The sequence below is a fragment of the Thermoactinospora rubra genome (genome assembly GCF_002093975.1).
Lineage (GTDB): Bacteria > Actinomycetota > Actinomycetes > Streptosporangiales > Streptosporangiaceae > Nonomuraea > Nonomuraea rubra_A.
Map to the genome: position 1 here is coordinate 23,942 of NZ_MSZZ01000063.1, position 21,825 is coordinate 45,766.

At 72.0% G+C, this 21,825-nt stretch carries 23 protein-coding genes; 9 read left to right on the top strand and 14 right to left on the bottom strand.

What is annotated here, in order from left to right; genetic code table 11:
- Positions 1-26: 26 nt before the first annotated feature.
- Complete coding sequence (locus BSB02_RS34535; protein WP_158088810.1) at positions 27-1,040, top strand: MFS transporter; 1,014 nt, start codon at positions 27-29, stop codon at positions 1,038-1,040.
- Positions 1,037-2,521 (top strand): cobyric acid synthase, encoded by a 1,485-nt coding sequence (locus BSB02_RS34540; RefSeq protein ID WP_084965204.1) that lies wholly within the window; start codon positions 1,037-1,039, stop codon positions 2,519-2,521. The genes BSB02_RS34535 and BSB02_RS34540 overlap by 4 nt, the downstream gene beginning before the upstream one ends.
- A gap of 9 nt (positions 2,522-2,530) precedes the next feature.
- Here the strand turns inward: BSB02_RS34540 and rplK are convergent, their stop codons facing one another.
- Genes rplK through BSB02_RS34555 form a run of 4 tightly spaced genes read right to left on the bottom strand, consistent with a single transcriptional unit; the run spans position 2,531 to position 4,910 of the window.
- Positions 2,531-2,959 (bottom strand): 50S ribosomal protein L11, encoded by a 429-nt coding sequence (rplK, locus tag BSB02_RS34545; protein WP_084965205.1) that lies wholly within the window; start codon positions 2,957-2,959, stop codon positions 2,531-2,533.
- Between the two features lie 57 nt (positions 2,960-3,016).
- Positions 3,017-3,301 (bottom strand): hypothetical protein, encoded by a 285-nt coding sequence (locus BSB02_RS42710; protein ID WP_240506930.1) that lies wholly within the window; start codon positions 3,299-3,301, stop codon positions 3,017-3,019.
- A 12-nt stretch (positions 3,302-3,313) separates the two neighbouring features.
- Positions 3,314-4,069 (bottom strand): 1-acyl-sn-glycerol-3-phosphate acyltransferase, encoded by a 756-nt coding sequence (locus BSB02_RS34550; RefSeq protein ID WP_240506932.1) that lies wholly within the window; start codon positions 4,067-4,069, stop codon positions 3,314-3,316.
- A 28-nt stretch (positions 4,070-4,097) separates the two neighbouring features.
- Positions 4,098-4,910, bottom strand: a complete 813-nt coding sequence (locus BSB02_RS34555) for a patatin-like phospholipase family protein (RefSeq protein ID WP_084965206.1) — start codon at positions 4,908-4,910, stop codon at positions 4,098-4,100.
- Between the two features lie 17 nt (positions 4,911-4,927).
- On the opposite strand from BSB02_RS34555, the gene BSB02_RS34560 reads away from it, so the two are divergent.
- Positions 4,928-5,125 (top strand): SHOCT domain-containing protein, encoded by a 198-nt coding sequence (locus BSB02_RS34560; RefSeq protein ID WP_084965207.1) that lies wholly within the window; start codon positions 4,928-4,930, stop codon positions 5,123-5,125.
- Here BSB02_RS34560 and BSB02_RS34565 read toward each other — a convergent pair.
- Both BSB02_RS34565 and BSB02_RS34570 read right to left on the bottom strand, forming a co-directional pair.
- Positions 5,113-5,535, bottom strand: coding sequence for an ArsR/SmtB family transcription factor (locus BSB02_RS34565; protein WP_206185043.1), 423 nt, complete (start codon positions 5,533-5,535; stop codon positions 5,113-5,115). The two genes, BSB02_RS34560 and BSB02_RS34565, sit on opposite strands and share 13 nt — an antisense overlap.
- A 49-nt stretch (positions 5,536-5,584) precedes the next feature.
- On the bottom strand, positions 5,585-6,502 hold the full coding sequence (locus tag BSB02_RS34570) for a serine hydrolase (protein ID WP_084965209.1): 918 nt from the start codon (positions 6,500-6,502) through the stop codon (positions 5,585-5,587).
- A 123-nt stretch (positions 6,503-6,625) separates the two neighbouring features.
- On the opposite strand from BSB02_RS34570, the gene BSB02_RS34575 reads away from it, so the two are divergent.
- From BSB02_RS34575 to BSB02_RS34585, 3 genes are read left to right on the top strand one after another with little or no spacing between them, the layout of a single operon-like run.
- A complete protein-coding gene (locus tag BSB02_RS34575; protein ID WP_084965210.1) occupies positions 6,626-7,510 on the top strand; it encodes an ABC transporter ATP-binding protein in 885 nt (294 codons plus the stop codon).
- Entirely contained in the window at positions 7,507-8,298 is a 792-nt protein-coding gene (locus tag BSB02_RS34580) for an ABC transporter permease subunit (RefSeq protein WP_084965211.1), read from the top strand. The genes BSB02_RS34575 and BSB02_RS34580 overlap by 4 nt, the downstream gene beginning before the upstream one ends.
- Entirely contained in the window at positions 8,298-9,299 is a 1,002-nt protein-coding gene (locus BSB02_RS34585; protein WP_084965212.1) for a PucR family transcriptional regulator, read from the top strand. Before BSB02_RS34580 ends, BSB02_RS34585 begins: the two co-directional genes overlap by 1 nt.
- Here BSB02_RS34585 and BSB02_RS34590 read toward each other — a convergent pair.
- From BSB02_RS34590 to BSB02_RS34625, 8 genes are all read right to left on the bottom strand, one after another.
- Positions 9,289-10,227 carry a quinone oxidoreductase family protein gene (locus BSB02_RS34590; RefSeq protein ID WP_084965213.1) on the bottom strand — a complete coding sequence of 313 codons (939 nt, stop codon included), beginning with the start codon at positions 10,225-10,227 and terminating at the stop codon, positions 9,289-9,291. The genes BSB02_RS34585 and BSB02_RS34590 overlap by 11 nt on opposite strands.
- 141 nt (positions 10,228-10,368) lie before the next feature.
- Positions 10,369-11,010, bottom strand: a complete 642-nt coding sequence (locus BSB02_RS34595; RefSeq protein WP_084965214.1) for an RloB family protein — start codon at positions 11,008-11,010, stop codon at positions 10,369-10,371.
- Entirely contained in the window at positions 11,007-12,284 is a 1,278-nt protein-coding gene (locus BSB02_RS34600; protein WP_084965215.1) for an AAA family ATPase, read from the bottom strand. The genes BSB02_RS34595 and BSB02_RS34600 overlap by 4 nt, the downstream gene beginning before the upstream one ends.
- A 122-nt stretch (positions 12,285-12,406) precedes the next feature.
- Entirely contained in the window at positions 12,407-13,063 is a 657-nt protein-coding gene (locus tag BSB02_RS34605; protein ID WP_084965216.1) for an HAD family hydrolase, read from the bottom strand.
- The gene (locus BSB02_RS34610) at positions 13,053-14,135 is read right to left on the bottom strand and encodes an ABC transporter ATP-binding protein (RefSeq protein WP_084965217.1); all 1,083 of its coding nucleotides are present in this window, start codon (positions 14,133-14,135) and stop codon (positions 13,053-13,055) included. Before BSB02_RS34610 ends, BSB02_RS34605 begins: the two co-directional genes overlap by 11 nt.
- Positions 14,132-14,974 (bottom strand): ABC transporter permease, encoded by an 843-nt coding sequence (locus BSB02_RS34615; RefSeq protein ID WP_084965218.1) that lies wholly within the window; start codon positions 14,972-14,974, stop codon positions 14,132-14,134. Before BSB02_RS34615 ends, BSB02_RS34610 begins: the two co-directional genes overlap by 4 nt.
- Positions 14,962-15,792, bottom strand: coding sequence for an ABC transporter permease (locus BSB02_RS34620; protein ID WP_084965219.1), 831 nt, complete (start codon positions 15,790-15,792; stop codon positions 14,962-14,964). The genes BSB02_RS34615 and BSB02_RS34620 overlap by 13 nt, the downstream gene beginning before the upstream one ends.
- Positions 15,792-16,943: an ABC transporter substrate-binding protein gene (locus BSB02_RS34625; protein ID WP_084965220.1), complete on the bottom strand. Its 1,152-nt coding sequence runs from the start codon at positions 16,941-16,943 to the stop codon at positions 15,792-15,794. Before BSB02_RS34625 ends, BSB02_RS34620 begins: the two co-directional genes overlap by 1 nt.
- Positions 16,944-17,055: 112 nt before the next feature.
- On the opposite strand from BSB02_RS34625, the gene BSB02_RS34630 reads away from it, so the two are divergent.
- The 3 genes from BSB02_RS34630 (at position 17,056) to BSB02_RS34640 (ending at position 21,816) form a co-directional block, all read left to right on the top strand.
- Positions 17,056-17,802 carry a GntR family transcriptional regulator gene (locus BSB02_RS34630; protein WP_084965221.1) on the top strand — a complete coding sequence of 249 codons (747 nt, stop codon included), beginning with the start codon at positions 17,056-17,058 and terminating at the stop codon, positions 17,800-17,802.
- A gap of 91 nt (positions 17,803-17,893) precedes the next feature.
- Complete coding sequence (locus BSB02_RS34635; RefSeq protein WP_084965222.1) at positions 17,894-18,160, top strand: DUF6504 family protein; 267 nt, start codon at positions 17,894-17,896, stop codon at positions 18,158-18,160.
- Complete coding sequence (locus tag BSB02_RS34640) at positions 18,160-21,816, top strand: DNA polymerase III subunit alpha (RefSeq protein WP_084965223.1); 3,657 nt, start codon at positions 18,160-18,162, stop codon at positions 21,814-21,816. The genes BSB02_RS34635 and BSB02_RS34640 overlap by 1 nt, the downstream gene beginning before the upstream one ends.
- The last annotated feature ends 9 nt before the right edge of the window (positions 21,817-21,825 follow it).

Below are 21,825 nucleotides of genomic sequence, written 5' to 3' on the forward strand. Positions count from 1 at the left end.
CGGCTCCCTATGGCAGGATGCCCCAGGTGCCGGGGAAACGATCACTGTGGAGGGAGCGGGACTTCGTCCTGCTGTGGAGCGGCCAGACCGTCAGCATGCTGGGCAGCGAGGTCACGCTGGTGGCCTTACCCCTGGTCGCCGGGCTGTGCGAGACGTTCTTCAACCCCGCCTACCAGACCTACCCGAGGGTGCTCCTGGGCCCGGAGCGGCTGCTGGAGGGCAACGCCAAGCTGAGCCTGTCGACCACCGGCGCGGCCAGCGCGGGACCGTCGCTGGGCGGCGTGCTGATCCAGGCGTTCGGCCCGGCGAAGGCGATGCTGGCCGACGCGGTGTCGTTCTTCGCCGCGGCGGCGGCGATCTGGCGCATCAGGGCCCCCGAGCCCCGGCCCGAACCCAGGCAGGGGGCGACGGTGCGGGCCGACATCGTGGAGGGCGTCCGCTACGTCCTGCGCAACCGGCTCATCCGGCCGATCGCGATCAGCGGGGCGGTCTTCTCCTTCGTCATCGCGATCCCGGTCGCGCTGAGCACCGTCTACGCCGCCCGCGAGCTGCACTGGTCACCGCTGGCCATCGGGCTGGTGTCCGGCCTGAGCGCCCTGGGCGGCGTCCTGGGCGGCCTGGTGGCCGAGCGGCTGGCCAAGCGGTACGGCATGACCCGCACGATGCTGGGCGCCTCCCTGGTCTACGCCGTCTGCGACCTGGTCCTGCCGCTCGTCTCCCCCGGCCTGCTCGGCCAGGTGCTGGTCGGCCTCGGCTGGACGGTCCTGCTCGCGGGCGCGATCGTGCTGAACGTCACCCAGCGCAGCTTCCGCCAGCTCGTCACCCCGCTCGAGCTGCAGGGCCGGCTCGCGGCGACCATGCGGTGGATGGCCTGGAGCTGCGCCCCGCTGGGCGCGCTGCTGGGCGGCGCGCTCGCCGAGGCGGTCGGCATGCGCACGACGCTGCTGGTCGCAGGCCTGGCCTGCGGGCTCGGCACGCTGGTGCTGTGGCTGTCCCCGCTGCGGACGATGCGGCAGGACCCGGCTACGGTGGCCGAGTGAAGGGTGCGCTGCTGATCGCCGGGACCACCTCCGACGCGGGCAAGAGCGTGGTCACCGCGGGCCTGTGCCGCTGGCTGGCCCGCCGCGGCGTGAAGGTGGCGCCGTTCAAGGCGCAGAACATGTCGCTCAACTCCTTCGTCACCGCCGACGGGGCCGAGATCGGCCGGGCGCAGGCGACGCAGGCGCGGGCGGCGGGCCTGGAGCCGGTGGCGGACATGAACCCGATCCTGCTCAAGCCCGGCAGCGACCGCCGCAGCCAGGTCGTGCTGATGGGCCGGCCGCTGACGGACGTCGACGCCATGGAGTACGGCCGGCTCAAGGACCTCCTGCGGGGCAAGGCGCTGGAGTCGCTGGAGCGGCTGCGGGAGACCTACGACGTGGTGGTCTGCGAGGGCGCGGGCAGCCCGGCGGAGATCAACCTGCGCGCCGGCGACATCGCCAACATGGGCCTGGCCAGGGCGGCGAACCTGCCCGTGGTCGTCGTGGGGGACATCGACAGGGGCGGGGTGTTCGCGGCCTTCTACGGCACCGTCGCGCTCCTCGACCCGGCCGACCAGTCCCACATCTCCGGATTCATCGTGAACAAGTTCCGCGGCGCCCGCGAGCTCCTGCAACCCGGGCTCGACATGCTGCGCTCGCTGACCGGCCGGGACGTGTACGGCGTGCTGCCGTGGCTCGACGGGCTGTGGATGGACGTGGAGGACTCGCTCGCGCTGGACAGCCGCGCCGTCGGGGTGCGCGGGCCGTACGGCAGGCAGACCCTGCGGGTCGCGGTCGTCCGGCTGCCGCGGATCTCCAACTTCACCGACGTCGACGCCCTGGCGGCCGAGCCCGGGGTGGTCGTCCGCTTCGTCGCCGAGCCCGGGGACCTGCAGGACGCCGACCTGGTCGTGCTGCCGGGATCGCGGGCGACCGTGGCGGATCTGGCGTGGCTGCGGGAACGGGGGCTGGCCGACGCGCTCGCCGTACGCCGGGGGCCGATCCTGGGCGTCTGCGGAGGGTTCCAGATGCTCGGGCGCGAGATCGTGGACACCGTGGAGTCGGGCGCGGGACGGGTCGCGGGGCTGGGGCTGCTGCCGGTGCGGGTGGAGTTCGCAGCGGACAAGACGCTCGGGCGGCCGGCGGGGGAGTGGCGCGGGCATCCGGTGAGCGCGTATGAGATCCACCACGGGCAGGCGGCCGTCGAGGGCGGGGAGCCGTTCCTCGACGGCTGCCGCGTGGGCGCCGTCTTCGGGACGACGTGGCACGGGGCGCTGGAGAACGACGGGTTCCGGCGGGCGTTCCTGGCGGAGGTGGCCGCCCTGGCGGGCCGCGACTTCGAGCCGGATCCCGCCACGTGCTTCGCCCGCCTGCGGGAAGAGCGCCTGGACGCGCTGGGCGACCTGGTGGAGCGGCACGTGGACACCGACGCGCTGCTGGAGCTCATCGAGCGCGGCCCGGGACGGCCGCCGGTGATCAGGAGCTTCCTGGGCACCGGCTGAGAGCCGCCCTCAGTCGGCCACCAGCACGCCCATGGACCGGGCGGTGCCGGCTATCTGCCTCATCGCGGCCTCGACGTCGTCGGTGTTCAGGTCGGGAAGCTTGCGCTCGGCGATCTCGCGCAGCTGCTCGCGCGACAGCTTGGCCACCGTCTGGGACCCGGGCCGGCCGGCTCCCTTCTCCAGGCCCACGGCCTTGCGGATCAGGTGGGCCGTGGGCGGTGTCTTGTACCGCAGCGCGTAGGAGCGGTCCTCGAAGACCGTGACCACGACCGGCACGATCTCCCCTCTCTGGGGAGCCGTCGCCTCGTCGTAGTCGAGCTTCAGCTGCCGGGTGTTGACGCCGGTGGGGCCGAGCATCTTGCCGATGTCGACCATGGCGGCGTTGCCGGCCTCGAGCTCGAGCGTGACCTGCCGGGAGACCTTCTTCTGGGTGGTCATGCGCGAGACCGTAGGACCTCACGCAACGGGAGGTGCAAGGGTGTTTTCCGCGGGCGCTCACCCGGGCAGCGACGGCGAGGACCGCTGTGCCCCGATCCAGGCGTCGATCGCCTCCCACTGGTCGTACAGCCACCCGACGCGGTCCTCCCGGGGCACCTCGCCGGCCGGGACCACCCACCACTTGGCCTTGATCCGCGCCCGCACCGGCAGCCGCCGCCACACGTCGCCGAGGCTGACGAGGTGGTCCAGGCCGGTGTGCGCGACGAACACCACGTCGGCCTGCGGGCACGCCTCGATGGCCGCGATGGCGCCGCGGGGCCGGGGCGGCAGCAGGTGGTCCATCCCCTTGGCCCGCTACGCCTCCTCCATCCGGCCCCTCTGCTCCAGCCGCCGGATGGCCAGCCGCCGGCGGCGGGGCGTGAAGTTCCCGCCCTCCGGGAAGATCACGAGCGCGTCGTCGGCGTCCATGGTGGACGCCAGGCGCCGGATCTCCTCGACGACCCGGCCCTCGCCCGCCCCGCGCGGGACGAAGGCGTTGGGCAACCGGTTGATCACGACGTCGATCGACGGGTCGAACTGCAGCGCCGCCTTCATGACGATGCGCGGCTGCCTGCCGTACCGCTCCAGGAGGTGGTGGACGAGCAGGAACGAGTCGCCGGGGCCGGCGTGGCGCGACAGCACGATGACGGGACGCGCGGGGCGGGCGGCGCGCGCCGGCCCGGCCGCGGGCGGTTCCTCGATCTCCACGCTGAGCTGGAAGATGTTGACCGCGGCGCCGTACACCTTGCGCAGGAACCAGCCGATGAGCGCGTAGTGCCGCTCGCGGAAGGAGTCGCGCCGCAGCCGCCCGCCGAAGCCGCTCGCGACCCACAGTCCCAGGCAGGCCAGCAGCAGGGCGGACTCCAGGGTCAGCCAGACGACGGCGAAGCGGAGGAAGCGCGTGCCGCGGCGGCGCGGCGGCGGAAGCCGCAGCGAGGCGACGAAGACCACGATCGCCCACAGCGGCAACGTGACCAGGAACGCGGCGGTCAGGACCACGACCAGCGGGGCCAGGATCACGCGCCGCACGACGCGCGGGGGCAGCCAGTCCGGCGGCACATCTGGCGGCACAGTCTCATAGTGCGCCTCATGCCGCGCCTCACACCATGCCCGCGGCCAGGTATCTGGAGGAGGCCCGGTAGGCGCGGTCGATGCGGTCGGCCACGCGCGTGAGGTCCCGGTAGCGCAGCGGCGAGACCGGCCCGGGAGAGCCGGTGGGCAGCACGTGCACCTCGACGCCGGGCGGCAGCAGGGCCATCTCCTCGGCGAAGCGGTGACGCCGGGCGATCTCGAAGGCGACCAGGCCCACCTCCCAGGGCCGGCGCGGCGGCCGGAGCGGATGCTCGATGCGCCCGGCGTGCAGGACGTAGACGCGGCGGGCGCCGAGCTGGACGGCGCGGCCGATGGGGATGCTGTGCACGAGGCCGCCGTCGAGATAGTGGCACCCGTCGATCTGGATCGGCGGCAGCAGGCCGGGCACCGCGCACGAGGCGAGCACCGCCTCCACCAGCGGCCCCCGCGCGAACCAGTGCGCGCAGGCCCGCTCGATGCACGCGGCCACGCACTGGAACGGCACCGGCAGGTCCTCGATCAGGGAGTACGGCACGGCGGAGGCGAGCAGCCGGCGCAGCGGCCCGACGGGATGCAGGTGCGTGCCGGTCCTGGCCAGCGTGGACAGGCGCGTCACCAGCGAGCCCCCGAAGGCCGTGCGTACCACGTCCGACAGCCACAGCTTGGTCAGCCGCTCGACGGCGTCGCCGGGGGAGGCGGCCAGCAGCGCGCCGTTCAGCGCCCCGACCGAGGTGCCGAGCACCAGGTCGGGCTCGATCCCGTGCTCGCGGAGCGCGCGCAGCATGCCCACCTCGTAGGCGCCGAGCACCCCGCCGCCGCCGAGCACGAACGCAGTCTCCACCCGTCTATCATCGGGTCATGAGCCGACTGCTCGTCCTCCTCCTGGTGATCGCGCTGGTCACGCTGGCGATCCTGCTCATCCGGGCGCGCATGAACCGCCCGGTGAAGCCCGAGCCGGAGGACCCGCGGGAGATCCTCAAGCGCCGCTACGCCGCCGGGGAGATCGACGAGGACGAGTACTTCCGCCGCATGTCGGGCCTGAATCAGGACTGGTGAGCCACGTCCAGGGCGGCCGCGGCCAGGGCCAGCACGGGCACGACGCACTTGGGCGGCACCCGGTAGACGCCGCGCTCCGGCTGGTCGACCAGCCCGGCCGACGACAGCGTCTTCAGGTGGTGGTAGAGCTGCCCCTGTGAGGCCAATCCCAGCTCCGCCTGCAGGTCGGCGATGGGTTTGGGACCGGCGAGCAGCAGCTGGAGGATGCGGAAGCGCGCCGGGTGGCCGGCCGCCGCCAGCACGCCCGCCATCGGCGCGGCGGGCTGCTCGACCAGCCAGCCGGGCGGGCGCACCATCTCCCACACGTAGCCTCGGCCGCCGAGCCGTACCTCGCCGCCGTAGGTGACGTGGCCGGTGTCGTCGGTGGGCAGGGCGGCGGGCGCGGCGGCCTTGCCTTCCAGCGCGGCCACGCGGGCCTCAAGGTCCCGCAGCCGTTCCTCCAGAGTGGACAGACGAACCTCACTTGAGCGCGGCGCGCACGCGCCGGTGGAACGCCGGGTCGGTGTTCATCCGGAGGATGAACTGCTGATGAGCATAGCTCTCCAGGGCCGACGTCCACGTGGCGGCGGGCAGCCGCCGCAGCGCCAGAACCGTCACGACGGGCTCGCGGCCGGGCTTGACGGTGTACATCGCCTCGGTGACGACGCCGGGGAGCGCGCCGCCCTTGGCGCCGATCACGAGCTTGTCCGGCGCGGCGCCCGGCCGGCGCATCGGCCACTCCAGGTGCTTCCTGGCCAGCTCGTCCTTGGTGAGCCTGGTGAGGGTGCGGTGGATGACGGAGGGCTTGACCCGGGTGACGCGGTCGGCCCAGGCGGCCTGCCGGTCCCAGCCGGGGAGCTGGAGGCGGATCTGCTCGCCCTTGGTGACGTAGTTCTTCAGGCAGGTGTCGGGGTCGCTCGGGCAGCCGCCGAACGCCTTGAGGATCTCGCCGTTGATCGTGGGCACCCGGCCGTGCAGGCGGAGGCGGTCGCGCAGCAGGTCGGCCGCCGCGTTGTCGCTCTCCTCGATCATCGCGGAGACGAGCTGGTCGAGGGTGACCGTGGCGCCCGGGCGCAGCCTGTTGAGCGCGGCCTCGTGGGCGCCGCCGTCCGTGCCGGGCAGATGGTAGGCGTTCCACCTGGCCACCTGGACCTTCTCGTCGGACCGTGCGCTCCCGGCGCGGACCGCGTCGGCGTAGGCCTCCAGGTGGAGGATCTTGATGGCCGACGCGAACGGCATGGGGACGTGGGCGTTGTGCCGGATGCCGGGGGTGATCAGCGCGACGTCCTTCTGATGCGCCTTGAGGTGAGCCAGGACGTCGTCGGCGTCGCGGAGGCCGGTGTCGTGGAGGCCGGTGGAGAGCAGAGCGGTGAGCGCGAGGCTCAGCAAGGTCTTCATGCCCTCCACAATATTCCGAAATTTCGGATAAGCAAAGTTGCCGGGTTCCGGCAACGAACCGCCCGCCGGATTGCCGGAGCCGCACGCTGACGCGGACGCCTCCGCGGGAGCACGATGTCAGCCATGACAGCAGTGGTGCAGGCCGAGGGCCTGACCAAGTACTACGGCAGGCGCCGGGGCCTGGAGGACCTGACCCTGGAGATCCAGCCGGGCGAGGTGTTCGGCTACCTGGGGCCCAACGGCGCGGGCAAGACGACCACCATCCGGCTGCTGCTCGACGTCATCCGGCCGACGCGCGGCCTGGTGCGGGTGCTGGGCGAGGACACGCGGACGCCCGCCGTACGCAACCGGATCGGGTACCTACCCGGCGAGCTGGCGCTGGAGGGGCGGGAGAAGGCGCGCGAGTACCTGGAGTTCCTGGCCAAGGTGCGCGGCGGCGTGCCGGCCGCCAGGATCGACGGGCTGGCCGAACGGCTGGACGCGGACCTGGGCGTGCCCATGCGCAAGCTCTCCAAGGGCAACAAGCAGAAGATCGGGCTGATCCAGGCGTTCATGCACGAGCCGGAGTTCCTCATCCTCGACGAGCCGACCAGCGGCCTGGACCCGCTCGTGCAACAGGAGTTCCTGGCCATGGTGCGCGAGGTGCGCGCCTCGGGGCGGACCGTGCTGATGTCCTCGCACGTCCTGGCCGAGGTGGAGCACGTCTCCGACCGGGTCGGCATCGTGCGCGGCGGCCGCCTGGTCGCCGTGGAGAACGTCGCCGCGCTGCGCGAGAAGGCCGTGCGGCGCGTGGAGCTCCACTTCGACGCGCCGGTGCCGCGCGAGGCGTTCGAGGGCCTGCCGGGCGTGCGCGACCTGCGGATCGAGGGCGCCTCGCTGCGGTGCACGATCGACGGCCGGCCCGACGCCCTGGTCAAGGCCGCCGCGAAGTTCACCGTCGTCCACATGGTGAGCGCCGAACCCGACCTGGAAGAGATCTTCCTGACGTACTACAGCGAGGCATCATGATCGTCAGAACGCTGCGGGAGTACCGCAGGGCGCTCGTCGGGTGGGCGGTCGGCATCTCGGCCTTCCTGGCGATGTACGTGGGGGTCTACGCCAGCATCAGGGAGAGCCCTGAGACCTACAGCCAGGCCGCCGTGGCCAAGTACCCGGGCGCGCTGCGCGATCTGATGGGCGGCCTGGAGGACTTCACCACCGGCACCGGCTACCTGCAGTCGGTCGTCTACCAGCTGTTCGTCCCCATGATGTTCGTCTTCGCGGCGCTGACCGTCGCCAACCGCGCCATCGCCCAGCCGGAGGAGGCCGGCACGCTGGAGCTGACCGTCACGCTGCCGGTCGATCGGCGGCGGCTGGTGCTGGACCGCTTCGCCGGGCTGGTGCTCGGCCTGCTGGCCGCCGCCGCGGTCACCTTCCTCGTCACGTACGGCGTGGCGCAGACCATCGAGATGGGCGTGCCCTTCGACCGGCTGCTGGCCGCGCACACCGGCGTGTTGCTGCTGGCGCTGTTCTTCGGCACGGTCGCGCTGGCGGTCGGGGCCGCCGTCGGGCGCAGGGCGCCGGCGTCGGCCGTGGTCGGCGGCTGGGCGGTCGCCGGCTACGTCGTGGTGACCATCGGCAGGAACGTGGACGCGATCGCGTGGCTGAAGTGGGTCTCGCCGTGGCACTACTACCTCGAGGGCAAGCCGCTGTCGACCGGCTGGCCGTGGGGGGACTACCTCGTGCTGGCGGCGGCCACCGCCGTCCTGCTGCTGACCGCCGTGCTCTCCTTCGACCGGCGCGACGTGGGAGTCTGATGGAGGACTTGTTCGGCGGCCTGCGCGAGACCCTGGCGCGGGCCGCCGCGACGGGACGGCCGCCCGGCAGGGACGCGCTGGACTCCTGCCGGGCCGCCGGGGCGCTGGCCGCCGAACGCGGCGTGCCGCTCAGGACGCTCGTCGAGGCCGCGCTGGACGGCTCGGCCGACGCGGCCCTGCGCAGGGTGCTGCTCGCGCTGCTGGACGGCTACGAGGAGGCCCAGACGCGGGCACTGCGCCGGGAGGCCGAGGCGCGGCGCGAGTTCCTCGACGACCTGTTCCAGGGCAGGGCCGACCGGCTCGCCGAGCGCGCGGAACACTTCGGGCTGCGGCTGGCCGAGTCCTACGTCGTGGCCGCCGCCCAGGGCGCGGACCGCGACCTCGCGCGGCTCGCGCGGCTCGCGCGGCCGATCGAGGAGGGGCTGACGGCCCGCTTCGGCTCGCACAACGTGCTGGTCGCCGTCCGCGAAGGGCTGCTGGTGTGCGTGGCGCCCGCGACGTTGCCCGCGGCCGTCGGGGAGTTCACCCACCACGTCCGCGCCCGCTTCCCCGCCGGCTGGCGGGTGGGCGTGGGACGGCCGCACCGGGGGCCCGGCGGGGTCGTCACCTCCTTCCGCGAGGCGGCCAACGCGCTGGACCTGGCCGGCCGGCTCGGGCTGCGCCCGCAGGTCGTCAAGGCCGCCGACCTGCTGGTCTTCCCGGTGCTGCTGCGCGACAGGGAGGCGATCGAGGACCTGGTCACCAGCGTGCTCAGCCCGCTGCTGACCGCCAGGGGCGGGCCCGAGCCGCTGCTGGAGACGCTGGAGGCGATCTTCGCCGCGCAGGGCAACCAGGCGGCCGCCGCCCGACGGCTCGGCATCAGCACCCGGGCCGTGACCTACCGCCTGGAGCGCATCCGCCGCCTCACCGGCTTCTCGCCCGACGACCCCACCCAGCGCTTCACGCTGGAGACCGCCGTGCTCGGCGCCCGCCTGCTCGGCTGGCCGCCCGTCAGGGAATGAGCAGCAGCTTCCCGGTGGTACGGCGGGCCGCCAGGTCCTCGTGCGCCCGCCGCGCCTCGGCTAGCGGATAGCGGTGCGACACGTTGACCCGCAGGTCGCCCGAGGCGATCCAGCCGAACACCTCGCGGGCGCGCCACAGCAGCTCCTCGCGGTCGGCGATGTGGTGCGTGATCGTCGGCCGGGTGAGGAACAGCGAGCCCGACCGGTTGAGCACCTGCGGGTCGAGCGGCGGCACGGGACCGCTGGCCGCGCCGTACAGGACCATCAGGCCGCGCGGGCGCAGCGTGGCGAGGCTGCCGTCGAACGTGCTCGCGCCCACCCCGTCGTACACCACGTCCATCTGCCCGCGCAGGGCGTCGGCGAAGTCGTCGTAGCCGAGCACCTCGTCGGCCCCGGCCTCGCGGGCCAGCTTGGCCTTCTCCTCGGTGGAGACGGTGGCGTAGACGGTGGCGCCGTGCAGCTTGGCGAGCTGGGTGAGCAGCTGCCCCACGCCGCCCGCGGCCGCGTGGACCAGCACGCGGTCGCCCGGCTCGACCCGGTGCGTCGAGCGCGTCAGGAAGTGGGCGGTGATGCCCTGGAGCAGCACGGCGGCCCCCAGCTCGGGGTCGGGCACCGGGACCACCCGGTCGGCGGGGACCACCGCCTTCTCGGCGTAACCGCCGAGCACGTTGACCCAGCCGACCTGGTCGCCCACCGCCACGCCGGTCACGCCGTCGCCGACGGCCGACACGGTCCCGGCCCCCTCCGAGCCGATCACGGCCGGCAGGTCGAGCGGGTAGACGCCGGAGCGGTGGTAGACGTCGATGTAGTTCACGCCGGCGGCCGCGACGTCGATCAGCACTTCGCCCGGACCGGGGGAGGGGTCGGGGCGTTCGGCGTACTGCAGGACTTCCGGGCCGCCGGTGGCGGAGACGACGATCGCATGCATGCCCCATTCAACCCCTCGGGCCTTGAGGGGATTCCTGGGGTGACCGGGGACGGAACGGCATGGGCCTTCGCGTGCTTTGCGTGCTTCGGTCCTCCGCCCTCCTCCTCGCGTGGGGGTCGAGGTCTACCAACGGGACTCGCACTATCGCGATTTGCCCACTTGACGGATCGCGTCGACGACCAGCCACACGTTGGTCGAGGGGTTGCGGCCTCGCCGGTTCGGTCGGCAATGGTCGGGGTCGGCCCGCCGGGCGCGTTCAGCCGCGAGGGCGTGTCGATCAATCGGGAAGTGCCTGCTCAAGCGCTTGTCGTAGTCGTCGATGTGCCGTTCGAGCTGCCGCCGGACAGTCCGGCAGTCGCAGGGGGTGGTGTAGTCCTGAAAGTGGTAGAGAATCCAGAGCTCGAAGGAAGGCAGCGAGACCACGAGGTTCACACCGGCTCGTCTGGCCGAGGCGAGGGCATGGTCGAGGGTGGTGTGCTCGTCCACGTCAACCACGCACCAGACCTCGTCATAGGCGATATTGACATCCCCCTTCGCCCGTGCCTCTCTCGCTCTCCTGTCTTTCTCGCGAATCGCATAGTCCACCACGGAAGCCGGGTCGCGGCCGAGCCCGACGACCTTGCAGCTGCGGATGTCGACAGGTAGTGACCTGAAGTGATCCCGGATTCGCTCGAAGTATTCGACTTCGGTGACTTCGCCTTCGCAGACGATGAGCAGAAGCTTCTTGGGTGTGCGTCGGCTAGTGGGCCGGTCAAGGCGCTGGGGGCTGCGCCGAGGGCTCATGATCTGGTGATCGCCTGTTCTGTGAAGATCTGACGGATCTGGTCAAAGCTGACATATGGAACTCCCCCATAGCGGCCCTGCAGGTAGCCGCGCTCGACGTTTTCGTCGCGGCGGGGGTGGAATTCGGCAAGAGAGTACAGGCTGGTGGCGCCGGATTCGTCCTTCTCGGTGAACCAGACCTCGTCCCGTGCCAGAATCTCTTGGTCGAGCAGTGAGCCGAGCAGGGTCGTGTCGTGGGAGGCGAAGATCAGCTGGGAGCCACTCCTGTTGATCACGGGGTCCTTGAACATGCGGATCAGGGTCGAGCTCAACATGGGGTGGAGGCTGGAGTCGATCTCATCTGCTACTAGTACGCCCCCAGTCCAAAGGACGAAAAGGGTATGGCCCAGCATGGAGAGCCAGATTCGCGTGCCGGCGCTTTCCTCCTCGAGATTGAGCGGCACGGTCGCCACCGATCTCCGGAGGACCACATCGGATCTCACGGCCTTGAGGGTCGCTACCCGGTCCGGCTCTTGGAAGTAGTCCGGATCGACAGCGATGAGCTTGTCCATGGAGGGGTCGGACGTACGCTCCACAAGTTCGGCGCCCGCCACTCCAAGGTCGGCGACCTGGAGCAGCCTGTTGAGTGTCTTCCGAATATTCGGCAATGTGAGGGCATACTTGGTGAGGCCTAGGCGTACTTCCTCGTCCTGTTCGGTGTGCTGGGCGAACAGGACGAAGCGAGTGATTTTCGTATAGAGCGAGCTCAAGAGCGTGTGATTGTTGGATGCGCCTGCAGACAAGTACAGAGAATTAGGGCGAGTGAGCTCGAGGATTCGCTTTGCCTGGCCGGTGAAACCCCTCCCAAAGTGGACATTATGGGGCGAGGTCCGCTCGAACAGCTTTCGCCGTCTCCCGTGGGGAAAGGTGTAGAGCCATTCGCCGACGACTTGGTCGTCGACGACCTCGAAACCGTATGAGTATCTCGCCCCTTCGTGGAGAAAGTCGATTTCGAAGAAGGAAGGCGTGGCGGCTCCGTCGGCGGAGAGCTTGAAGGGGTGGCGAGGCACGCCGCCCGTCGGATTCCAGCTGGTATGGGATGACTCGATCGCGGAGATCATCCACCTGAGAGCGTCGAGCACGTTGGACTTCCCCGAAGCGTTTGCTCCGTAGATCCCGGCGACCCGCACGGTGGACAGGTCTTTGGGCTCCCCTCGGCGTGGAACGGTCACCAGGGAGAGCGTCTGCTCGTCGCGGATCGAGCGGTGATTGGCGACGCGGAACCTCAGAAGCATGATCCATCTTTCCTCGGACTGCTTCCAGCATACCTTTTCAAGGTCAGTTATGACGGGAACCGGCGTTAAGGGGGCGGAAAGTGCTGTGAGTTTCGCGTTGCGCGACAGCGCGAGGCTGTCGATCAGTCACTGGGCAGGCGCATCAGGTCCCGCAGCGAGGGCAGGCCCGAGGCGGGCTCGACCGTCACCACCCGGCAACCCGCCGCACGCGCCGCCGTGACGCCCGCGGGGCTGTCCTCCACAGCCAGGCACCGGGACGGCGCCACACCCAGGCGCCGGGCGGCTTCCAGGTAGGGGTCCGGGTACGGCTTGCCGCGTGGCGTGTCGCCGTCCGCGACGACGGTGGCGAAGCGGTGGCCCTCCAGCAAGGGCAGGATGCGTTCCACCACCGACCGGGGTGAGGCGCTGACCAGGGCGGTCGGGATCCCGGCCGTGGCCAGCTGGGCGAGCAGGCTCCGCGCGCCCGGCAGGACGCGGACACCCTCGTCGATGCGCCGCGTGAACTCCTCGGTGAGCCGACGCGCGAGCGAGGCGGCGGATCCCTTCGGCGCCAGGTGGGCGGCCGTGTCCTCGATGGTCCTGCCGTGGACGAAGGGCTCGTCGCCGGGGGTCAGCGGGCGGCCCAGAGCGCCGGCGACCGCGTCGACGGCCGACCACCACAGCCCCTCGGTGTCCACCAACGTGCCGTCCATGTCGAACAGCACGGCATCGAACCAGGCGCCGGACCGGGCGTCGAGCCGATCGCCGGACCGATCGCCGGGCCGGTCCTCAGGCGACACCGGCGGCGTCCTCCGACGGCAAGACCGGCGCCGGGGTCTCGGCGCGCCGCGCGGCCACCAGCACCGGCCGTTCGACCAGCCGCACCGCCACCCGCGTGCCGGGCGCCAGCCGTACCGCCTCGTGGCCCGGCACGTCGGCGAGCACCTCGCCGCCTTCCAGGGCCACCCGCAGGCGGACCGACGCGCCGCGGAAGGAGGCGGCGACGATCTGGCCGGAGCCGTCCGGGTCGGGCGCCACCTGCACGGCCTCCGGGCGGACCAGCACATCGACATCACGGGAGGGGGCCGGGCCGTCCACCGGCAGCACCTGGCCCAGCACGCTCACCTCCTCGCCCGTGACCCGTCCCGGCAGGTGGTTCATGGTCCCGACGAACTCGGCGACGAAGGGCGTGGCCGGGCGGTCGTACACCTCGGCGGGCGGGCCGCACTGCTCCACGCGGCCGTCGCGCAGCACGGCGACCCGGTCCGCGATCGACAGCGCCTCCTCCTGGTCGTGCGTGACGAACAAGGTGGTGATCCCGAGGTCCAGCTGCAGCCGCCGGATCTCCTCGCGCAGCGCGACGCGGACCTTGGCGTCGAGCGCGGACAGGGGCTCGTCCAGCAGCAGCACGCGCGGTTCGAGGGCCAGCGCCCGCGCCAGCGCGACGCGCTGCTGCTGCCCGCCCGACAGCTGGTGCGGGAAGCGCTCGGCGTGCGAGTCCAGGCCGACGAGCTCCAGCAGCTCCCGGGCGCGGGCGTGGCGCCGCGCCCGCGGGACCTTGCGGACCCGCAGGCCGAAGCCGACGTTGTCCAGCGCGTTGAGGTTGGGGAACAGCGAGTAGGCCTGGAAGACCATCCCCGCGTCGCGCTTGTTGGCGGGCACCCGCGTGATGTCCTTGCCGTCCAGCAGCACCGCTCCCTCGTCGGGCTGCTCGAACCCGGCCACGCAGCGCAGGGCGGTGGTCTTGCCGCAGCCCGAGGGGCCCAGGAGCGCCACAAGCTCGCCCGGCTCGACGACCAGGTCCAGGCCGTCGAGAGCCACCGTCCTGCCGAAGGTACGGCGCAGCCCACGGAACTCCAGTCGGGCGGTCACCTCGACATCCCTCGCTTTCGTGAAACGCCGGACACGGCCAGCAGCAGCACCCACGTCAGGACGAGGCTCAGCACCGAGACCGCGACCGACAGCTGCCCCTTGGATCCGGAGATCGTGACGATCCAGACGGCGAACGGCCGGTAGCCGAGGATCGCGGCCACCGTGTACTCGCCCAGCACCAGCGCCAGCGTCAGGAACGCCGCGCCGGCCAGGGCCGTGCGCAGGTTGGGCACGACCACCCGGAACAGCACGTGCGGCCAGGACGCGCCCAGGTTGCGCGCCGCCTCCACGAGCGTGCGCACGTCGAGCGTGCGCAGGCCCGCGTCCAGCGCCCGGTAGACGAACGGCAACGCCAGCACGACGTAGGCGAACACCAGCACCAGCGGGAAGGCGTCGTCCTGGATCGCGTTGAGCGTGGCCCAGAACGGGGTGGGCGCGAGCACCTCGTTGCCGGTCGCCAGCGACTTGGTGATGCCCGCGACGAACGTGATCGGCGGCACGACCAGCGGCAGCGTGCAGATCACCTCGAGGACCGGGCGCAGGCGGGGTACGGCCAGCCGTACCGCCAGCATCGCGGGCAGGGTGAGCAGCAGCGCCAGCGCGATGGTCGCGAGCGCCAGGCCGAGGGACAGCAGCAGGCTGGGCACGAACCCCTCGGCGGTCCACAGCTCCAGATAGGGGTCCGGTGAGAAGCCGGTGACGGGGTTGTGGACGGTGAACCAGACCGAGGCGCCGAGCGGGACCAGGAAGTACACGGCGGCGAGCGCCAGCACGACGCCACGCCACAGCCGGGGCGGCGCCGCCCGCTCGGGCGCGACTTCGGCGATCACCGCAGCCATCGCGTGCTCCTCCTCTGCAGCGGCAGGTACACGGCCATGACCAGCCCGGCGACCAGGACCATGTCGAGGCTCAGCGCCAGGCCGATGTTCTCGTAGCCGGTCAGCACATCGCCCGACAGCGCGCTGGCGATCTTCAGGGTCACCAGCGGCAGCACCGTGCCCGCGCCCATGGCCGCGGCGGTGGCGTAGGCGGCGAACGCCGAGCCGAACAGCAGCACCACGCCGCCCAGCAGGGCGGGGGTGAGCACCGGCAGCGCGACGTAGCGCCAGTATTGCCAGGTGGTCGCGCCGTTGTTGAGCGCCGCCTCGCGCCACTGGGGCCGCAGGCCGTCCAGCGCGGGGGCGATCACCAGCACCATGAGCGGGATCGAGAAGTACAGGTACACCAGCGCGAGCCCCCAGAAGCTGAACAGCGCGCCGGACGGCAGCCCCAGCAGGCCGCTGACCACGCCCGAGTTGCCGAGCGTGGCGACCCAGAAGAAGGCCAGCGGCACCCCGCCGAAGTTGGCCAGCACCCCGGAGGCGGTCAGCACGGCCTCGCGCAGCGCGGCGGAACGGGAGGTCACCACCGCCTGGGCGAGGAAGGCGCCCAGCACCGCGCCGCAGACGGCGACCACGGCCGACAGCTTGACGCTGTTGGCCAGCACGGTCAGGTAGCCGCCCTGCAGCGTCTGGGCCATGGCGCCGGCGCTGGGGGAGCCGTCGACGGTGAAGGCCCCGGCGACCATGGCCACGGCCGGGACGCCGAAGGCCAGCGCGACGAAGGCGAGCAGCGGCAGGGCGCCGAGCCAGCCGCCGGTTCCGGCTGCGCGAGCCATCAGCCCGCGATCGCCGCGTCCCAGGTCTTGGCCAGCGTGTCCTTGGCCTTGGTGACCTGCTCCTCGGTCGGGAACTTCGGCTCGCCCGGCACCGCGGGCAGCTTGTCGGCCAGCGCCTTGTCGATGGTGCCGTCGGCGGTCATCGCCGGCATCAGCACCGGGCGGGCGCCGCCCTTGAGCCACAGGTTCTGCCCCTCGGGGCTGTAGAGGAACTCCATCCACAGCCGCGCGGCGGCCGGGTGCGGCGCGTCCTTGTTGATGGCCTGCGCGTAGTACTGCGCGTAGACGCCGTCGCCGGGCACGACGACCTGGAAGTCCAGGCCCTTGGGGAGGAACTGCTCGCGGTAGCCGGCGTTGAGGTAGTCCCAGTCGATGCTGATCGGCGTCTCGCCCTTCTCCACGGTCGCCGGGGTGGACTCGACCGGGTTGAAGTTGCCCGCCGCCTTGAGCTTCTTGAAGAACTCCACGCCGGGCGCGATGTCGTCGAGCGAGCCGCCGTTGGCCAGCGCCGCGGCCCACACGCCCGCGAAGGCCGCGCCGGCCTTGTTGGGGTTGCCGTTGAGCGAGACCTTGCCCTTGTACTCGGGTTTGAGCAGGTCGGCGAAGGTCTTGGGGCAGGTGCCGACCTTCTTGGCGTCGCAGCCGATGGAGACGTAGCCGCCGTAGTCGTTGACCCACAGGCCGCTCGGCTCCTTCTGGCCTTCGGGGATCTTGTCCCAGGCCTGCACCTTGTAGGGGGCGAACAGGCCCTCCTTGGCGCCGCTGAAGGCGAAGGACTGGCCCAGGTCCAGCACGTCGGGCGCGCGGTCCTGGCCCCTGCGGGTCTTCACCGCGTTGATCTCATCCGCGCTGGAGGCGTCGGGGTTCTCGCTTTCGACCTTGATGCCGTACTTCTTCTCGAAAGTTGAGATGATCTCCCCGTAGTTGGCCCAGTCCGGCGGGAGGGCGATGACGTGGAGGGTGCCTTCCTTCTTGGCCGCCTCGACCAGCTTGTCCATGCCGCCGAGGTCGGCGGCGGAGGTGGCGGTGGCGGCGCTCTTGCCGCCCGCCGCGGACGGCTGGCCCTGCGTGGACGGGGCGGCGCCGCACGCCGCCGTGACAACGGTGAGAGCTGCTATGACGCCTGCAGCGCCGGCGCGAGGTGCGAACACGTCGCCTCCACTCCTTCGGGGTGTGGCTCGAAACCTATGGGAACTTGTACAAACAAGCCAGCCCTAGTTAGTCGCATGAAGATTGCTATTTCATGAACCGGGAGCGCCTGGGATGGTTGCGCGCTATGAACGAATCGCCGCTGAGCTGCGCGACGACATCCTCGGCGGCGCCTACCCGGTCGGCTCCCAGCTGCCCTCCGAGGCCGAGCTCGCCGCGCGCTACTCGGCGGCCCGAGGCACGGTACGGCAGGCGATAGCCGTACTGATCGCGGAAGGCCTGATCGGCTCCCGCCAGGGAGCCCGCCGGGTGGTGCTCGGCAACACGCCCAGCCAGAGCTTCGCCGAGCTGCACAGCTTCGCGCAGTGGGCCAAGGCCAACGGGCTGCGGGTCGGCGGCCGGGTGATCTCGCAGACCCCGCGTGCCGCGCGTGGCGCCGAGGCGGAGCGGCTGGCGTGCGGGGAGGTGCTGGAGGTGCTGCGGCTGCGCACGCTGGAGGGCGAGCCGGTGCTGATCGAGCGCACCGTCTACGCCGGCTGGATCGCCCCGGCCGTCGCCGCGCTCCCGCCCGACTGCGACTCGGTCACCCAGGCGCTGTACGACTCGGTGGGGCTCGTCTTCGCCTACGGCGAGCACCTCATCGACGCGGTGGCGGCCGGCGCCTCGGACGCGCGTCTGCTCGGTGTACGGCGGGGCAGCCCGCTGCTGCGCCAGCGCCGCATCACCACCACCTACGAGGGGCGGCCGGTGGAGTGGTCGGACGACCGCTACCGCGCCGGAAGCGTGACCTTCAGCATCCGCAACTCGATCGGCTCCAACCCGCTCGTCCGGCAGGCAGGCGACTTGCGTTTGGGGGATTAAGAACGTATGTTCGAAAGGTAGTGAGCCAACTGCGCCCGTCTTCCCCCGGGTGGCCCGGTAGCAAGATCACCAGCCACGGGGAGAAGGAGCCTTGAGCAGACTCTACGGCGATCCGATAGAGGTGTGGACCCGAGACGGGGAACCGACCCAGTTCGTCTGGCGCGATCGGCTCTACCTCGTCCGCCGGATTCTCGACCACTGGGTGGTGACCCGCGAGTGGTGGAAGACCGGCGAGGGCGACCCGGGCGAACGCCGGTTCTGGCGCGTCGAGGCCAGCCCCGGCCGCGAGGTCGGCACCTACGAGCTCCGGTTCGACACCGCCGGCGGCGGCTGGCTGCTGCTGAGGGCGTGGGACTGATGACCGCGTTCCCGCACCTCCACGTGGCCTCCGCCTACTCGATGCGGTACGGCGTCGCCTTCCCCTCCGCCCTGGTCGCCCGGGCCGCGGAGCTGGGCATGGACATCCTCGCGCTGACCGACCGCGACGGCCTCTACGGCGCCGTCAAGCACGCCCAGGCCTGCGCCGACGCGGGCATCCGCCCCGTCTTCGGTGTCGACCTCGCGCTGGACGCATCCGACCTCGGGCCGGGCACATCCGGCTTCGGGTCGGGCACGCCCGGCTTCGGACTGGACACGCCGGGCCTCATGTCAGGCACGTCCGGCCTCGGGCCGGGCACGCCGGGCCCGGCCGCATCCCGCCCGCGCACCGGCCCGGACTCCCGCGACCGTGTCACCGTCCTGGCCCGCTCGGGCGGCTGGGCCCGCCTGTGCCGCCTGGTCACCGCCGCCCACCTCACCGCCGGCCGCGGCTCCCCGCGCATCACCCCGGACCTGCTCGCCACCTTCCTCTCAGGTCTTGGCCGGGGCGAGTTCGGCGACGACGACGGCCTGGTGGTCATGCTCGGCCCCCGCTCCGACGTCGGCCGGGCGGTGGCGGAGAGGCGAGACCACCACGCCAGGGCGCTGCTGGCCCGCTGGAAGTCCATCGCCCCCGTGGTCGTCGAGGTGGTCGACCAGTACGGCTACCGCGACGCCTCGACGGCCGTGCGGATGCTCGCGCTGGCCGACGAGCTCGGCGTCCCCGCGGTCCTGACCAACGCCGTGCGGTACCTCAACCCCGCCGACCACCAGGTCGGCGACGTGCTGGACGCGGCCCGCCGGCTCGTCCCTCTGCACCCCCGGCACCTGGACCGCGCCACCTCCCACGCCTACCTCAAGAGCACCAAGGAGATGTGGCAGGTCGCCCGCAAGGTCTGCGGTGCCGACGAGCACCGCGTCGCCCGCCTGCTGCACACCACCAGGCGCCTGGCCGAGGCGTGCGCGACGGACCCGCGGAAGGTCCTGGCGCTCAGGGCGGGGAGGCTGTACCTGCCCGAGATGGACGAGGACCCGGTGCCGCTGCTGCGCGACCGCTGCCACGAGGGCCTGCGCCGGCGGGGCCTGCACCGCGACCCCGAGGCCAGGCGGCGGCTGGAGGAGGAACTGCGGATCATCGAGGGGAAGCGCCTGTCGGGGTACTTCGTCGCTGTCTCCGGCATCACCGGCCTGATCCGCGGCATGGGCGTCCGGTGCGCGATCCGCGGCTCGGGGGCGGGCAGCCTGGTCAACTACCTGATCCGCATCGGCGAGGTGAACCCGCTCGACCACGGCCTGCTGATGGAGCGCTTCCTGTCGGAGGGCCGCATCGGCCTGCCCGACATCGACCTCGACGTGGAGTCGGCCCGCCGGCTGGAGGTCTACAGGGCCGTCTTCGACAGGTACGGCGAGGCCCGCGTGGCCTGCGTGTCGATGATGGAGACCTACCGGGCGCGCAGCGCGATCCGCGACGTGGGCGCGGCGATGGGGCTGCCGCCGCACGAGATCGACGCGATCGCCAAGGCGTTCCCGCACATCAGGGCCCGCCAGATCACCGCCTCGCTGCGCGACCTGCCGGAGCTGCGCGAGTCGCGGCTGGGCGAGGCGGGGCTGGAGCGGGTGTTCCGGCTGGCCGAGCGGCTCGACGGGCTGCCCAGGCACATCGCGCTGCACCCGTGCGGCGTGCTCGTGGGCAACGCGGGGCTGAGGGACGTCACCCCGGTGGAGCGCAGCCTGCTGGATTTCCCGATGTCGCAGTTCGACAAGGACGACGTCGAGGAGGCCGGGCTGCTCAAGCTGGACGTGCTCGGCGTGCGCATGCAGTCGGCGATGGCGCACGCGCTGGGCGAGATCGAGCGGGTGGACGGCGTCACGGTCGAGCTGGACGCCCAGCGCGGCGACGACCCCGGCGTCCAGTACGTGCCGCACGACGACCAGGAGACCTACGACATGATCTGCGCCGGCCGTACCATCGGCTGCTTCCAGATCGAGTCGCCCGGCCAGCGCGAGCTGGTGGCCAAGCTGGAGCCGCGGACGATGCACGACCTGATCGTCGACATCTCGCTGTTCCGGCCGGGGCCGGTCAACTCCGACATGGTCACGCCGTACCTGGAGGCCAGGCACGGCTGGCGCATGCCGTCCTATCCCCACGAACGGCTCCGCGACGCGCTGAGGGAGACCCACGGGGTCGTGGTGTTCCACGAGCAGGTGCTCAAGATCATCCAGGTGATGACGGGGCGCGACCTGTCCTTCGCCGAGAAGCTCCGCCGTACCCTCGAGACGCCGCAGGGGCGGCAGAGGGTGCGCAGGACGTTCGTGCCGATGGCGCGGGCGCAGGGGTTCGGCAGGGAGGAGGTGGAGCGGGCCTGGCAGGTGCTGGACGCCTTCGGCGCGTTCGGGTTCTGCAAGGCGCACGCGGCGGCCTTCGCGCTGCCCACCTACCAGTCGGCCTGGCTCAAGCGGCACCACACGGCCGCGTTCTTCGCCGGGGTGCTGACCCACGAGCCCGGCATGTACCCGCAGCGGGTGATCGTCGACGAGGCGCGGCGGTGCGGCGTGGTGATCCTTCCGCTGGACGTCAACAGGTCGGGCAGGCACTGGCAGGTCGAACGGCTCACGCCCGAGCCGCCGATGCGGGTCCGCGTCCGGGCGTCGGACCTGGGGCCGGAGCGCGGTGCGGAAAGACGCGCCTTCAGGCCCGAGGAGATGGGGCGCGGGTATGCGTTGCGTGTCCCGTTCTCGGCCGTCAAGGGGATCAGCGAGGCGGAGGTGGACCGGATGGTGGCCGGCCGGCCGTACACCTCGCTGGCCGACTTCTGGGACAGGGCCAGGCCGTCGCGTCCGATCATGGAGCGGATCGTGCGGGTGGGCGGCTTCGACGCGCTCCACGGCCTGCGTCCGGGCGACGGCGGGCCGCGCTGGCGGCCGGGCCGGCTCACGCGGCGCGACCTCCTCGCCCGGGTGGGGGCGCTGGACCGGGGGCCGGCGGGCGGCGCGGGGGCGGCCCAGATCCCCTTAGGCTTCGCCGAGCGGATCGAGCCGGGCGAGCTGCCGGAGATGACCGAGACGGAGATGGTCGAGGCCGAGCTCGACGTCCTCGGCATCGACCTCACCCGGCACGTCGTCACCTTCCACGACGAGCTGCTCGACGCCCTCGGCGTGGTCCGCGCGAGGGACCTGCCGGCCCGGCGCAACGGCGCCCGGGTGCTGGTCGCCGGCGTCAAGGTGGCCACCCAGACGCCGGCCGTGCGCTCCGGGCAGCGCGTCGTCTTCGTCACCCTCGACGACTCCACCGGCCCGGTCGACCTGACGTTCTTCGAGTCGGCGCAGGGCCGGTGCGCCTCGACGGTGTTCGGCTCGTGGCTCCTGGTCGCGCGCGGCGTGATCAGGCGCACCGGGGCGAGGGCGGTCTCCCTGCGGGCCCTGGACTGCTGGAACCTGGCAGACCTCGACAGGCTGTACCGCGAGCGGGGCGCCGACGCGGTCCGCGCCCTGCTCGACCGCGAGCCGGAGGAGGCCGGAGGCGTGGGCGGCCGCCGGATCGAGTACCCCAACGGCTTCCTGCTCTCGCCGTACTCCGACCTCGGCCCGGCGATCGTCACCCCGCCCCGCCGGCTCTGGCACGCCAGCCCGGGCAGCTCCGGCCCCACCGCCGCCTGACCGCCCCGC